Below are 14627 nucleotides of genomic sequence, written 5' to 3'. Positions count from 1 at the left end.
GCTTATCACTTCTATTCTACGTTTATCTATTTTTTTGATGCAATTAACAAGGTGTTTGTATTCTTTCAGTTATTGCACCGCGCTATCTTATAAGAGGTTATCTTGGTAGTGGGATTGCGAATATTCCTATTTACTGTAACTATGGAAGCACCTTGCTATACATCTGTGACGCAACAATAATTTTTGTTGTTAATTGTCTGATATAACTAAGTAAAGAGATACCTTAAGTTCAAAGTAAGTGTTATGCGGTGGGAGTCTTAGCTAAGTGAGATGCAATTCAATCGTTGTTAGTTGTAGGATGTATTTCATGAGTTCTTAGATAGAGCTGCAAATGCTTTGTGAGTTTGTTAGTGAAGCATTCAACACAACAAAAAGTACTAAGCAGTTGTAACACTTCTTGCAAGGCGAGATGGCTATTTTAAAAGAATCTAATAATTAAGGAAAAGATTAAGTGCCCTTACATGAATGCACTCCACCCAATTTGGATGAATGGTTAGAGCCTAACCCAAGCTTTATAAATGGTTATGGCCACCTATTGATTGAGCAAATAAAAGCTAATGATGATGAATTACTTTCCAGACTAAAAGCATATTTTGAATCTGCACATTTGGATGCTCGGCAGGTTATTCATGGTTTTATGGGGATAAGTCTTCACCCAGATAATAACGAGAAACATAACGAAGTTAGTTATCCATCATCATTACACCTAACAACTTTGAAAGGTTTTTTTGGTGAGGTTTTGGCTGGATTATTAGCCGAAGGTTATGAACTGGTAGGGCAGCATGAGTGGAAGGTACCTGTTTTTTTGTTTAGATTTCATGATGATGCAACAAAATATCTCTATACATTAGTGAGAGACCCGGACCAAAAACGTCGAACTATAGGTCGTTTAGGTACTGATTTTATCGGGGTTTCAATGGAGGGTGGAGAGGTTAGTCGCTTGATCTCCGGTGAGGCTAAATGGCGAAAAAAATTGAGCAAGAGTGTTATTGATAGTGTAATGCTCGGGCCTAAGAAACCGGGAGAGCAGGATAGAGTTGAAGGCAAGGGAGTTTGGGCTGAGTTAAATAAAGAGGTTAATCCACCAAATGGTTTAAGGGAGCTTCAAATAGCTTTAAAAGAAATTGACCCTGAAGGACATGCTGAAGCTATTCTTTCGATGGATAAGCTCCTTTCAGCTTTTGACGCTAATACGGTACCAAAAACAGATCTTGTTCTCATTGTTGGGGGGCCAAAAAATAATCGAGAGACAGGCGAGTGTCTTATTGATTACGATAAAATCCCAAAGAATTATCTTGCAGGCAATGATCTTCAGGTCGTTGAAATTGTATTAAGTGATGGAGAGAGCTTAATCGAAGATTTATATGCCTTGCTTTGGGAAGGGGATGAGTGAACATGGCACGTTTAAATGAACAGCGATTAGATATTGCGAGATCTGTTAGTGCTAAATTAGCAAAAGAAGGCGAGCTAACTCCGTTTCAGGCGAGGTCTTTCGTACGTTGCCTTCAAACATCATGGGAAGTTGATGTGATTCAATGGAGGGAAGGAGAATCATCAAAGCAATTATCTCATGCGTATAACTTAATCCACGTAGCAGAAATATTTAGAGAAATTGAAGGTGAAAACTCTTCAGATGCTTTTCAGAGTTATAAAAGAGCAGCAGAACTATTAGAGTGGTTGTCAAGATCTGGCGATGAGTTAAATATTAATGTTTCTGTTAGCCTTCTTGCAGGTGCTGCATATCAGCTAGGCGGGTTACCTGCAATGTCATCGGGGCTATTGAAGCAAGTGACTTTTGATGGTGATGGGTGGAAATTATGTTCTCAGTTTTTGCAGGGCGACTTTGATGGTGTAATAAGTTCAGCAGCCGAATTTTGGCTGGGTGAATTAGAGTTAACAGAAAAGGATGCGACATTTAACCTCTTGCATGAAAATGAAGATGATGCATTCTCATGGTACATAGCTGTGGAGTTGGTGCGTACAGTAGGCCTAATATCATACTCCTTAAGAGTGGATAATAAAGAACGTCTGAATGTGGGGTTGGAAAAACTCGATGCTATGCGTCGAATGGGTAATAAGGTTTTAGGTAGTGATATTTCTCTATTGATATCTATGCTAAGTGAAGTTGCATTAAATTTTAGTAGGGCATCTATATACAACGCCGTGGAGAGGTTATCAGACATCGCTCCAGAAAAAATTGATACTTTAAGGAGATTGGCAAGAACTCAATATCATAATGGCCGTGGTATTTTATGGGTGTCTCAGGTCGCAGGGGTTGAGCGGTTAATAAAACAATCATCGTTTGCCCTTTGCACACCTACTGGCTCAGGAAAGACTCTTGTAGCTAATTTAGCTTTAATTAAAGAATTACTACTAGTTGATAATGCTCCTGAGTTGGGGCCGTTAGCCATTTATTTAGTGCCGTCAAGGGCGTTAGCCGGTGAAGTTGAGAGAAAGTTAACGCGAGAGATGGGCAGTGAGTTTATTGTAACTGGACTTTATGGTGGCAATGACTGGGGAATAACTGATTATTGGTTAGAGGCTAAACGACCTACGGTTCTCATCGCCACAGTTGAAAAAGCTGAGGCACTGATGAGGTATTTAGGTCCTCTAATTGTAGCGCGGTTGAAACTACTCATTATTGATGAGGCTCACCAAGTTGTCTCTGCTGATCCTGAGTATTCAGTTAAAAAATTTGCGAAGCACGAGGATAGATCGCTTAGGTTGGAAAGTTTTGTTTCTAGAATTTTAGTGCAATTACCCGATGTAGCGCGAATAGCGTTGACAGCTGTAGCTGGAGGTGCCGCGGGGCCAGTTTCACGATGGATTGAACTTAATAATGATGCTCAGCCAGTTGGTTTGAATTATAGGAGTACGCGTCAAGTAATAGGCGTTCTTGAAACGCGATCAGGCTCAGCGCCAAAGATTAATATTGATTTAATGAATGGTGCTCCGCTAGCGGTTGTGGGACGTAGAGCGTCTCCGTATCTTAATCTTAAAATTGATCCAATGCCTCAATTACCAGCTGCGATGAGAAATAGCTTAAACAGATATAATCAATTAGAAATTTTTTGGACGTCAATGCATTTTCGACAGAGTGGGAAGCGGGTTTTGATTTCCCTTACTCAAGCACCTCAGAAGACCATGAAGTGGTTTTATGAAGCGCTTACGCTACCAGGTTGGGGGGAATTGGTAGAGTTCGCTCCACCAGAAAATCCGAATTATCAACAATATTTTAATGAGACTCTTGCTACATGTATTGATTATTGTGGTGAAGGATCATACGAAACCAAGCTATTAGAAGTAGGAGTTGCTACAAGTCATGGGCAAATGCCTCAGCGATTGCGCCTCTTAATGACTAATTTAATAGAACGTGGTATTTGCGCTATAACTGTTGCGACTGCAACTTTAACGGAGGGTGTAAATCTTCCATTCGATATTATCTTTCTGCCTCAACTACGAAGGCAGTCATATGATCCCGATAAAGAGGAAACAGTTGTATTTCCGTTATCTACTTCTGAGTTTATAAATCTTTCGGGTCGAGCTGGAAGGCCGGGAGCTGCAAAGTCTATGGAGGGGGTGACGCTCATAGCTATTCCTCAAACTCCTTCTACTACGGCTGCTGGCTTAAAGAAAGTCCAACAAAAACAAAGGTTAAGTCTCAAGTCTGATTATTCTAAACTAAATAAAAAGCTTGTTGCAAAAGAAGACGCGATAAATGTATCTAGCCCTTTGTCGTTGCTCATGAACTCTATTTTTGACAAAGCATTAGATCAGGGATTGGTAAGTAATCAGGAGGAGTATTTGGCTTGGTTAGAGAGGTGCTCGCCTGGAGATGTATCAGATCATGCGGCGATGAGAGATGAGTCATCATTGGCAATGCTTGCTGACAGCTTAGATGAGTTAGATGGAATCCTATTAAATGCGACTGAAGAATTAAGCGTCATTGACCAAGATGATATAGAAAGTAGCGATGTTGAAGAATATTTGAAGGCACTGTGGGGTAAAACATTTTCAACCTATGCTGCAGCACAAGAGAAGTGGATGGAGCGCGCCTTTATAAAAAGAGGTATGGCAGTAGTTGAAACCGTTTACCCTGATAAGGAAGAACGTAAAAGATTATATCAATATGGGTTCACGCCCTTCATGGGAAGAAGGTTTGAGGCCGTTTTTGATGATATAAAGGAGGTTTTGATTTCAGCTGAAGAATATGGGGTTTTAACTGACAATGAAAGATTTGAGCTCTTTTTTGAATTGGCCGAAGTGATTAGTCATGATCAAGGTTTTGGTTTTTCTGTAAGTAATTCAGTTGCTGCACAGAATGTTTTAGATAATTGGAATGGTGTACTAGATTGGTGGCTTAATTTCCCCGAAGCAGTGTCACCGGGGCCAGATGAGCTACGCGAATGGCAAAGGTTTGTTACTGAAAATTTGGAGTTTAGGTTAGGCGTTGCTGTTGGTGCTAGTGTAGCAAGAGCCTGGTCTGATGGGGTAAACGGTGATTTGGTGGTTCCTAGTCTTGAGGACTGGAAAGAAACAACTGGTTTACCTTGGTTTGGTTTCTGGGTGCGTGAGTTACTAAGGTGGGGGACACATGAGCCATTTGTCGCATTCTCACTAGCTCAAGGTTTAACTAAAACACGTTCTACTGCTTTAGAGCTGAAAGTGGAGTTTGATGAGTGGTTAGAGAATGAACTGGAGGAAATAGACCCTGACGATTGGATTAGTCCGCAGTACTTTCTCCATTGGAAAGAAAGTATTTCAAAGGTAAAGAAACGTCGGAAGAAGGTGATTAAATTCCCTGCAGAGCTAACTGGTACAGATGGCGCTAGAGGTGAGTATTATGTATTGCCTCTTTATAATGGAGGCATCGTGACTTGGTTGGATCCGGCTGGCTATGAGCTCGCTAGATCGCGTGTAAATGACTGGGATGAACGATATAGTCTTCAGAATTTTGATTTTAAAATGACTGTCGCAGAAGGTTTTGCGGAAGTCGAAAAAATATTTTAGAATATTTACAATAACATAAACCCAGAAAGTACCATTAATTGTTTTCAAACCTGCTGATAGCTTCATATGATAGTTATAGGGTTGTTCCTAGGCTGCCTCGCCCTCTTGGTGAAGAGGGCGATGTGAATTAGGTATTTCTCATAAATGAGGACTTATCGGCTGACGCGAAGGAACTCTATTGTTTACAAGCGTCAATACTTGCTGCCATTTGATTAAACTACTTTGCAATACATGAACTAATGGGCAGGTATGATAAATATCTGAATTAAGAATAATCGTCATATATCACATCCGTGAACAATGAAACTGATATAGTATTCCGATAATTATATTTGGAATAACTTGATGTTTAAAAACATAAAATCAATAAAGAACTTCGGTATATTCAAAGATACCAAGACCAATGCCGGTCAGCCATTCTTACAGTTTAACCTGTTCTATGGTTTCAACTATTCAGGTAAAACTACACTTTCACGTATTTTTAGCGCCATGCAGCAAGGACACCTTCATGAAGACTTTGCAGGTGCAACTTTTACAGTTGAGCGTCATAAAGGCACATCAGTATCAAGTACTGCATTAACCCCTATGATTAACCTTCGTGTATTCAATTCCGATTACATCAAGGACAACGTTAACTTTATCGATTCAAGTTTGAGCCCAGTGCTTATAGTTGGTGAACCAAATATCGAATTGGAAACGGAGCTAAAGCGCATAGTAGAAGTTGATATTCCGGCTAAAGAATTGGAACGCGATCAGCACAAAAAGTTATCAGACAATAAACAGTTAGAAAAAGATAACCAACTGAAAACGGTTGGTCAGGTGGTCAGTGCCCTGAACGTTTTAGGCGGTTCTACTTTCACCCGCACTGGTGTAACACCATTATTGGAGCAAGTTACAGTCGAAGACTTTAAAACCGGTGCAGAACTTGATCAACTGATGGATACTGCACGTTCTAAACAGGCGGATACAATAAGTCTTGCTTCAATAAAAATCCCAGATATCACTGTATTATTGGGACAAATAGAATTGATTCTAGCGAAATCAGTAACCCGTACCACTATCGAAGAACTAGAAGCCAATTCTGTTCTTCGTAAATGGGTTGAAGATGGTATGAAGCATCATCAAGAACCCGATGTATGTCAGTTCTGTAGGAACCCATTAACAACTGAACGCCTTGACCACCTAAACGGCTATTTTTCTGATACATACAAAAAATTATCAACAAAAATCAACGCTGCTATCAAGCAAGTTCAAGAGATTTTGCTATCGCAATCGATCCCGAGAGCAACCAATCTATATGCCGATTTACAGCAAGGCTATGATGCCCTTAGTGATCAAATTCAATCATTAGACGAACAAGTCGGTCGTGTTAAGAATTCGCTTCTTGAAGCCTTGGAAGATAAGCGTGAACGCATGGAAGAAGTTGTTCCATTTTCACCTTCTGATTATCCGATGCCTGATGCATCAGAATTAGTAGGTTTGTTCAATACACCAATAAACGAGCATAACCGTCGTTCATTACAGCATGGAACCGAACAGACTAAAGCACGAAATGCGATTAAACGTCACTATGTTTATGTTGAAATCACTGAATACGACCACCCCGAAGCGACTAGACAGGTTAAAGCGTTCAAATATGAACACCAAGCCACCTTGACTGAAATTACCTACTTGAATACCCGTACAAGGGAAATCAAGGCAGAACTTCGTAATGTTAAACAAGGTGCAGATAACCTGAATGATAATCTTCGGTTGTATTTCGGTAAGACTGATATAGAAATTCAACCAGTTGGTGAAACCTACCAGTTCGTGCGTGAAGGACGACCAGCGAAGCACTTATCTGATGGAGAGCGAACGGCTATCGCATTCGCATATTTCATCACAGAACTGGAAGATGAATCCTTAAAAGGCACGAAGCCAATAGTGTACTTAGATGACCCCATCTGTAGCCTTGATTCAAACCACATCTACAATGTGCTTGGGATTATTAAAGATAAGTTGAATCATGAAAAAGTTGAGCAGTTGTTTATATCAACGCATAATTTCGAATTCTTCAACTTAGTGAAAACATGGTTCAGCTATTACCAGAAAAAACCACGGCGTGCCCAGTTTTATTTGGTCAACCGTAAGGTAGATCAATCAAGCATTTGTGAGTTACCTGAATTACTTCTGAATCACAAGTCTGAGTATGCCTATCTAATAAGTAAAATTAAAGATGCGGTAAAACATCCAGAAAAGTTTGATGCTATCAGTGTTCAAGCCTATATCCGTAAGATATTGGAAGTCTATTTTTCATTCAGATTTAATCTGTCAGAATTTAAGAAGCAGGGGCAAGACCTCATAGCACCAAACTTCTTAAAAGGTATCGAAGGTGCTGAAGTGAAATCAAGCACCCTTTATGAATACATGAATGAAAAGTGCCATGCTAAGTCAATCATCCAAGGGGTTGAATTACCTGAAGCAGTTCAACCGCAGTTAGTTCATATTTGGGATATCATTGACGAAGCTATTCGTACGAATGATAAACCACACTATGATGCTTATTATGCTTAAAACCATTAAGACTAAGGACTCGGTTAAGCAACTTTTCATACGAGAGTTAATTGATGGTTTGCAAAATTGGTAACTATGTAGGTTTATTTATGTCCATAGATGAGTCTTGGGAAACCTGGGGGCAGCGACCAGTTTTCCTGGTACTTTAGTTAATTTTGTCATGCATTTAACAGTAACAATTAAGATCTCTCGCTCCCATTTTACACTACTACTGGCTGTCGGATATGCTCACTCCACCAACACATAAGCTCTTTGCGACGTTCAATGTAGTCGGCACGGTTGTAGGCCGCTCTTACTGTGTTCTTATCCACGTGGGCGAGTGATACTTCAATAAGCTCAGCATCAAAGCCTTGTTCATTAAGCGTAGTGCTGGCTAATGCACGCAGGCCATGTGCTACTAGGCGGTCTTTGTAGCCCATACGCTTAATTGCCATATTGGCCGTTTCGGTGTTGGTGTGGTGATGCTTGTTTCTATCTGCAGGGAAGATGTATTCTAAGTCACCACTGATTTTGTGCATGCGGTTTAGTAGCGATATGACTTGTGGCGTCAACGGGATGATGTGTTCACGCTTCATCTTCATGCGCTCAGCTGGAATCGTCCACAGTTGCTTATCAAAATCGATTTCAGTCCATTTAGCTTTTGCTGCTTCTGCAGGGCGAGTCATGGTATGCAGCTGCAGTTCAATTAAACAGCGAGTGGTTAGCTTTATACTTGAGTAGGTTAATGCTTCCATAAACTCAGGTAGTTCATCAGGTTTAATGGTGGGCATTTGACGCTTCTCTGGGACACCAAATGCAGCTGCTATGCCTATCAATGGGTTCGAATGTATTAGGCCTGTGTTCACTGCAAAGGTCATTACCTCGTTTAGCCAGCTGATCACCCGTTTACAGGTCTCAATGTTGCCTTTAGCTTCGGCAGGCTTGAGCACTTGAATAACTTGTGGGGCTGTTAAGGCGCTGATTGGTGTCTCTCCTAGGGCAGGGAAGAGGTAGATCTCAAGGCGTCGATACAATTTTTGGCCGTGATTTTCAGAGACCTTCTGCTTTTTGATTTCAAACCAAGCATCAGTGACAAGTTTAAGGATGTTACAGCAAAGAGGATCTAGCCAGTAATTGATAGTTCTGATATTTGGCTGTCGCCACTTTGTCGCCATTGAGGCACTTTATCGCAATTCATAGGTGATAAATAATTAGCGTGAAAGAGTATTTAAGCTCAGACAAGGAGAAGGTTTATTATCTAATGCTGATGTGGGATTTGAACTTTTTAGTATTTGCTGGAGGCGGCGGGTTTACTCGTATCATCCTGACACTCGCCCCTTCGGGGCCGTCGCAAGCGACGTTCAAGTTTGTTCCCGACAAACTTGTCGAACCCTAACGCGGCTTCTCGCCCACACCGCCAACCAATAAAAAAGCCCCGATACTTTCGTATCGGGGCTTTCTAATATTTGGTGGAGGCGGCGGGGCTCGAACCCGCGTCCAAAAAGCCTACGTCCTATCTACGGTGTATGTTTATCAATGACTTATAATACTTTCAAAAGCTTACGTGTTTTTAGCTATAGCTTACTATCGGTAGCTGCTGTGCTCTGTGGGCAATTTGTGGACATTAGTTTGTTTGGTGTATCGTTACTTTTGGCTAAGTATTCTTCGAGGATCTGACTTTCAAGGTTAAACTCTTCATAAATGGTTTTGATTTCTTCTTTTAAGTCTGGAGAAGATGGTTTCCTTTTACAAATACTCTCGAGTTTTCTTGTTATATTTTCAAGATGTGCAGAAATTTCGGACTTTTCGCGATAATAAATACGATGCACTGCAAATGCTAAAATAGATATAAGGGCAATTGGAGGGGCTACCAACCATAAAAAGCCGAAAGGAGTTGGGTAATCTGTCCTTATCATGACCAATGAAATAAAACTCAAGAAAAGAGCCACATCTACAATCCTTTCTACAATTGTTTGTAAGTTGATCCAAAGTTTCTGCTCCTTTTTTACTTGATCTATTTCAAACTCTGAAAAGGAATAAAAGAAACTGTATGTAAAACAACAGGCTGTTAAGGTGGCAATCAAGTAAAAATAATCGTTGCTTTGATTTACCTCTGGGAGTTGTAGAATAAACAGCAGAAGTGTCCAACTTATTGCAGTTTGAACTCCGTATATTTTCTTATTCATTCTATATTTTGCCCTTTATATTTCAACATTGCTGCTATTGGGTTTTTGGTGATTGCGTCATCCAGATGATCGGGGGCGAAGTGGGCGTAACGCATTGTGTCTTTGATATCTGAATGACCGAGTATCTGCCTTAGTACCAGAATGTTGCCGCCGTTCATCATAAAATGGCTGGCAAATGTGTGGCGTAAGATGTGGGTCATTTGTCTATCTGGGAATTCTAAGCCGGTTCGTTTAATCGCTTGTTCAAAGGATCTGCGACATGGTCTAAATAATGGTCCACGAACGCGGGGCAATATGTCGGCCAACCCTTGGGCTATGGGTACAGTGCGGTTTTTCTTGCCTTTGGTTTTGACAAAGGTAATGCGATTGTGGGCAATTTGACTACCGCGTAAACCTTCAGCCTCTGACCAGCGACAACCTGTGGCTAAGCAAATAAGCACTATGGTTTTAAGATGTTCATATTTGGCGTTGGCACATTCGTTGAGTACAACGGGTATTTCTTCTTTATAGAGAAATGCTAATTCAATATCTTCAATTTTAAACTGTTCAATACCATCTAAAGGATTGGGTAATGACCATTCCCCCAGTTTTTTTAGCGTATTAAATACCGTGTTTAAATAGGCGTGTTCGTGGTTAATTGTGTTTGGTTTTACTTTGGTCTTATTACCTTGCGCATCGGCTACTTCACCATCTAAACGCATTTGACGGTAATTGGCGAAATCGTTAACGGTGATCTTGTGTGCGACAGGGTCGCCAAGCGCACCACAAATCATTTTGAGTTTAGTCATTCGCTGGGCTGGCTGAGTAAGTTGCCGCCCATGCAAATCATGCCAGCGTTCGATTAATTCAGATAAACGGCGGTTATCAACCTTTTCACCCAACCAAGGTTTAGCATCTACTTTCTTTAAAACAAAAACTTCATAAGCAGCAGCTTCACCCTTAGTCGCAAATGTTTTTCGGATGCGTTTACTCTCTCGGCCATCAACTCGTAGGTCGAGTTTCCAAGGTTTGTCACTACCGTCTTTAAGATTACGAATTGACATATGACATGTTACCTACCACTGGAAAATTGAAGATTTCATAATGCCTATCTCCAATAGAACGAACATAGAAACTAGAAATGTTGTTGCTAAAAGTTTAGACACATACTTAAATTTTAAGAAAAGTGTTTCACCATCTTTAACAACTTGCCACTCTGTAGAAAGAATATCCTTAGATAGTTTTTTAAATTTATTTAGTAAAGGCTCTAGAGGAGAAAAATCAGTTGATTTAACACTCACTTGTTCTCTGAAGACCTGAAGCTCATCAATATTATTTTTTAGTTCTTTATGCTCATCCCAATTCAATCTTAATGAGATTCGACATGATAATTCGTCAAATTCAATACAGTTCTGTTTAAAGTCAGATATTGCAGTGTCTTTATTGCCTATATTACCTTTGCTTTCAATCAAAATATTAGATAATTGGTAATTAGTAGAATAAAATTTGGCGAGATCTTCTCTTAATGCATCAATCCAAGCTTGCCTAAATTCAGAAACTTTATGTTCTTTTGCAATAACAGCCGTAGTTACAGCAATCAAAAAACCAATAAAAGCAACTACTATTGGGATAATTATATTAGTTGAAAGTAATGCATCTAAATTCATGAGTACTTCTCTTAATTCTTAAACTCATCTAGGCAAGATGATTCCAATAGATCTAAGTCATCTTGCATAAGTGTCGTTTGCTCACTGACGATTGGAGTGCCTGCAGGCGAGTGTCGTAATACTGAAAATATATCTCGCCAGTATTGCCCCGCACTGAAATTAAAGCCGTGAGCTAGAATGGCATTTTCCATGTTGACGTTGTAATACAAAGGATATTTTGCTTCGACGAGAGCAATTTTTTCTTCAAACTGAGATGAAAGCTTCCATTGCACTGCTTGCTGATGAGTCATATTGGGGTTCTGTTCAACGAAAGTGCTCAAGCTGGCGATAATCGGTGCGTAGTCGCTATACATTCGATAGGCTAATTCGCAATCAGATACACCTTTGAGTGCTTGCCATTTTTCGGCGTCGCTAGCGCTTGCTATCTTGATTGGCACTGAAGCCTTTTCTGTACTCGTTACTTCTACTGTTTTTTGATTGCTGCCACTATCCACAATTAGTGCAACAAAAAGCAGTGTGAAAATTAAGCCTATCGTGATGAAGATTGGCTTAACTAACTTCCTGGCCTTTGCTTGAGTTGGAGAGTCAACATGGTTAGCCTTTAGGGCCGCCAACTTCTCTTCCATTTTTTTGTTATGTTCTTGCTGTTTGTTGTTCATAGTTATCTTCCTTGAGTGTATGAATTAGTTAATGCAATTTTGTTTAATCATTTTTGTTTGATGTTCCAACTCTGGGAATAGTGAAGCATGGTTAACACCACAAATATTGAGTTGCTGTAAAATTGTATGTTTTGAGCCAGCAGGGATAACAATTTCTATTAAGCGCTGCGTATCAAAGATGCTCGGTGGTAGTTCAACTTCGTTTTGATAATGATCTATAGCTTTAATGCGAACCACTTCATTGCTCTTTACAATTTTTCCTCCATGCACAGTAAAGCAACCTTTCTGCGCTTTAAGTCGCTCATTAATCAGTGGCGGAGAATATTCATAAAAGCCTTCAATAAGATGATTGGTGACCCCTGGAACAGGAGAATCAATTGAAAATAACCCTTTGCCCTTAAAACATTGACTTATAAAACAGAACCTTGCAAATTGATCGGTAATGTCAAAATCCTCAATCGGTTTACCATTTATTCTAATCGAGTTAGAATAAACTTTAGGCTCAGAGTTCTTTAAATCATTCAACCTATCTAGAATTGAAGACAATACGTCAAAGTGGTCATTTGCTTGAGCCAGACGTTCAAATAAAATAGTAGGTAATCTATTATTGGTCTCAGTCTCTCTTTGGAGTATAAAAACCTTCCCATCAGAATCATGGTGTTGATTGCAACAAAAATAGATAGCTACAAGTAGATTTTGGGTCCAATCTAATAGACGCGTTGGTAATCCATAATGCTGTGCATAGGTGAGCAACTCTAAAGTAGACTTATGAGTGTCTCTTGAACTAGGGGTACACCTAATAAATTCAGTTAATAACTTTGCTTCATCATAGTATTCACTCTCACCTTCGCGAACAGGCCTTAAGACAGTGGGAATTAATTTATATTCTTTTTTACTATGCCCCCTAAACCAATATTCTTTATTAGGGTCTAGTTGCTCTGTAATATGAGCTATTACTTCTGCAAGATTTTTCATAATAGCCTTGATTAAACGCTCTTCAATTCAGATACCACTTTGCCGTGGATCTTGGTTACTTCTGGGGTGATAGGGTATTTTTCATCCCCCTCTAATAGGTAGATGTTGCCATCGGGTAACAGCTTTAGCTCTCCAAGTTGGTATCTATTATTTGTGGAGAATAGATATTTACCTGAAACACCTTCATTTTCTTCTGAGTTGATAAATAGCAAATTATCAGAGTCTTTGATTACTAGGTCGTGATCGTTACCTTTAATCTTGAAGTGACCAATGATGTTATCTGTCGCTTCAAATTTTTCGTAAGGCTCAAGATTACCATTCTTTATGGAGTAAACCTGTAAGACACCACGATGATAAGGAAGTGTAGGTTCTGATATTTCGTTTCGAAAATCTTCCGTTGTTACATTATTCCCACCACGTTCACCAGTACCAAAGCATAGGTATTCCATAGACCAGCCGGTTAAAAGATGAATCCTAATCAGCAGTTCGTACGGTGTTGTTTTACGAGTTGTCCAAGTTGAAAAAGTACCTGGAGTTATCCCCAATAAATCGCCCAGTTCAATTCTGTTCCTAACTTCAAATAGATGAATAAGACGCTCAATTAGATGCTTTCCTCCATCATATTTAAATGGTGCATTCAATTGATTGAATTTTTTATCTTGTTTATATTTGACGAATCCACTCATTTGATCAATAATCCTGTCATTCGAATTAAAACGGAATCAGATAGCCTCGAAACCAATCTGATACAAACGCGATTAAATAAAAGGATAACACCAAATGAGCAACTTCACATATCAAATTGACGCACCTTTCATTTCATTTGAAGAGTATGCCCGCCGCGCAGGTATTCAACCGAGTGCAGTACGTGCTCAAGTTAGAGAGGGGCGCTTACCTATTCGTCCTAAACTAAAGCCGCAAGAAAGACCATTTATCAACATGTTAGCTCTTGCGAAGGAAGCTGCTGAGTTAGCTGAAGCGTACTAATTAACCGTCTATTCAAATTGTCACGTATCTCTTCAATTGAATATTAGCAAAAATGGAATTTGCGAACATGTATACAGACAACAGCAGTAAACAAGGTAACGAACAGGTCAGCCATTTAAATGGCGCTCTACGGCAGTTCGCACAAGATGAAAATTTAAAAGAGGTCGCAAAGGCTGCTGATTTTTATCGTCCGCAAATGTTACGCAATAAGCTGTGTCTCGAACAACCGCACCAGCTCACTGTTCACGAACTCGTTAACATCAGTAAAGCTAGCTGTAATCGCTGCATTGTTGATGGGATCTTACTTGAACTTAATTGTGCCCCGTCGGTCAATTTGGGCGACTTAGCTAATGCAGACCAAACGCCACTGACTGATCGCGCTCTCGATATTACAGCTAATACCGCACAACTCGGCGCACTCGCGCTCGATGTAAAAACCACCAAGCGTGTCACTGAACGTATGCGTCATGAAACACTAAAGCGTGCGTCATATGTGATGGCCGAACTCGCCATTTTTGTACATGACGTTGAGCAAAAATTTCAAGCCATTCCAGTGTTAACAATCGCTAGCGACGCCATGCAATCGATGCCAATGCCGGGTTTGATGTAAATGGTCGATGTAACTCATTTTT

At 40.0% G+C, this 14627-nt stretch carries 12 protein-coding genes; 5 read left to right on the top strand and 7 right to left on the bottom strand.

Annotated features, from left to right (window positions below; translation table 11 throughout):
- The first annotated feature begins 451 nt into the window (after nt 1–451).
- The 3 genes from CXF86_RS11165 (at nt 452) to CXF86_RS11155 (ending at nt 7563) form a co-directional block, all read left to right on the top strand.
- Entirely contained in the window at nt 452–1393 is a 942-nt protein-coding gene (locus CXF86_RS11165; protein ID WP_102039007.1) for an aminotransferase, read from the top strand.
- A 2-nt stretch (nt 1394–1395) separates the two neighbouring features.
- Nucleotides 1396–5010 (top strand): DEAD/DEAH box helicase, encoded by a 3615-nt coding sequence (locus CXF86_RS11160; protein ID WP_102039006.1) that lies wholly within the window; start codon nt 1396–1398, stop codon nt 5008–5010.
- Between the two features lie 345 nt (nt 5011–5355).
- Nucleotides 5356–7563: an AAA family ATPase gene (locus tag CXF86_RS11155; protein WP_102039005.1), complete on the top strand. Its 2208-nt coding sequence runs from the start codon at nt 5356–5358 to the stop codon at nt 7561–7563.
- 200 nt (nt 7564–7763) lie between these two features.
- Here the strand turns inward: CXF86_RS11155 and CXF86_RS11150 are convergent, their stop codons facing one another.
- The 7 genes from CXF86_RS11150 to CXF86_RS11120 form a co-directional block, all read right to left on the bottom strand.
- Nucleotides 7764–8717 (bottom strand): tyrosine-type recombinase/integrase, encoded by a 954-nt coding sequence (locus CXF86_RS11150; RefSeq protein WP_257985327.1) that lies wholly within the window; start codon nt 8715–8717, stop codon nt 7764–7766.
- Between the two features lie 399 nt (nt 8718–9116).
- Nucleotides 9117–9728 (bottom strand): YaeH family protein, encoded by a 612-nt coding sequence (locus CXF86_RS11145; protein WP_102039004.1) that lies wholly within the window; start codon nt 9726–9728, stop codon nt 9117–9119.
- On the bottom strand, nt 9725–10771 hold the full coding sequence (locus CXF86_RS11140) for a phage integrase (RefSeq protein ID WP_102039003.1): 1047 nt from the start codon (nt 10769–10771) through the stop codon (nt 9725–9727). The genes CXF86_RS11145 and CXF86_RS11140 overlap by 4 nt, the downstream gene beginning before the upstream one ends.
- Before the next feature lie 12 nt (nt 10772–10783).
- Nucleotides 10784–11374 (bottom strand): hypothetical protein, encoded by a 591-nt coding sequence (locus tag CXF86_RS11135; protein ID WP_102039002.1) that lies wholly within the window; start codon nt 11372–11374, stop codon nt 10784–10786.
- 11 nt (nt 11375–11385) lie between these two features.
- Nucleotides 11386–12033, bottom strand: a complete 648-nt coding sequence (locus CXF86_RS11130) for a hypothetical protein (RefSeq protein ID WP_102039001.1) — start codon at nt 12031–12033, stop codon at nt 11386–11388.
- A gap of 24 nt (nt 12034–12057) precedes the next feature.
- A complete protein-coding gene (locus tag CXF86_RS11125) occupies nt 12058–13008 on the bottom strand; it encodes an FRG domain-containing protein (RefSeq protein WP_102039000.1) in 951 nt (316 codons plus the stop codon).
- An 11-nt stretch (nt 13009–13019) separates the two neighbouring features.
- Nucleotides 13020–13694, bottom strand: coding sequence for a helix-turn-helix domain-containing protein (locus CXF86_RS11120; protein ID WP_102038999.1), 675 nt, complete (start codon nt 13692–13694; stop codon nt 13020–13022).
- A 94-nt stretch (nt 13695–13788) separates the two neighbouring features.
- Here CXF86_RS11120 and CXF86_RS11115 point away from each other — a divergent pair, with 94 nt between their 5' ends.
- Both CXF86_RS11115 and CXF86_RS11110 read left to right on the top strand, forming a co-directional pair.
- Entirely contained in the window at nt 13789–13995 is a 207-nt protein-coding gene (locus tag CXF86_RS11115; protein ID WP_102038998.1) for a DNA-binding protein, read from the top strand.
- A gap of 67 nt (nt 13996–14062) precedes the next feature.
- The gene (locus CXF86_RS11110) at nt 14063–14605 is read left to right on the top strand and encodes a phage regulatory CII family protein (RefSeq protein ID WP_102038997.1); all 543 of its coding nucleotides are present in this window, start codon (nt 14063–14065) and stop codon (nt 14603–14605) included.
- Nucleotides 14606–14627: the final 22 nt, after the last annotated feature.

Origin of the sequence: Shewanella sp. GutCb (assembly GCF_002836135.1) — a bacterium.
Lineage (GTDB): Bacteria > Pseudomonadota > Gammaproteobacteria > Enterobacterales > Shewanellaceae > Shewanella.
This window is presented reverse-complemented; position numbering and strand designations above follow the sequence as displayed.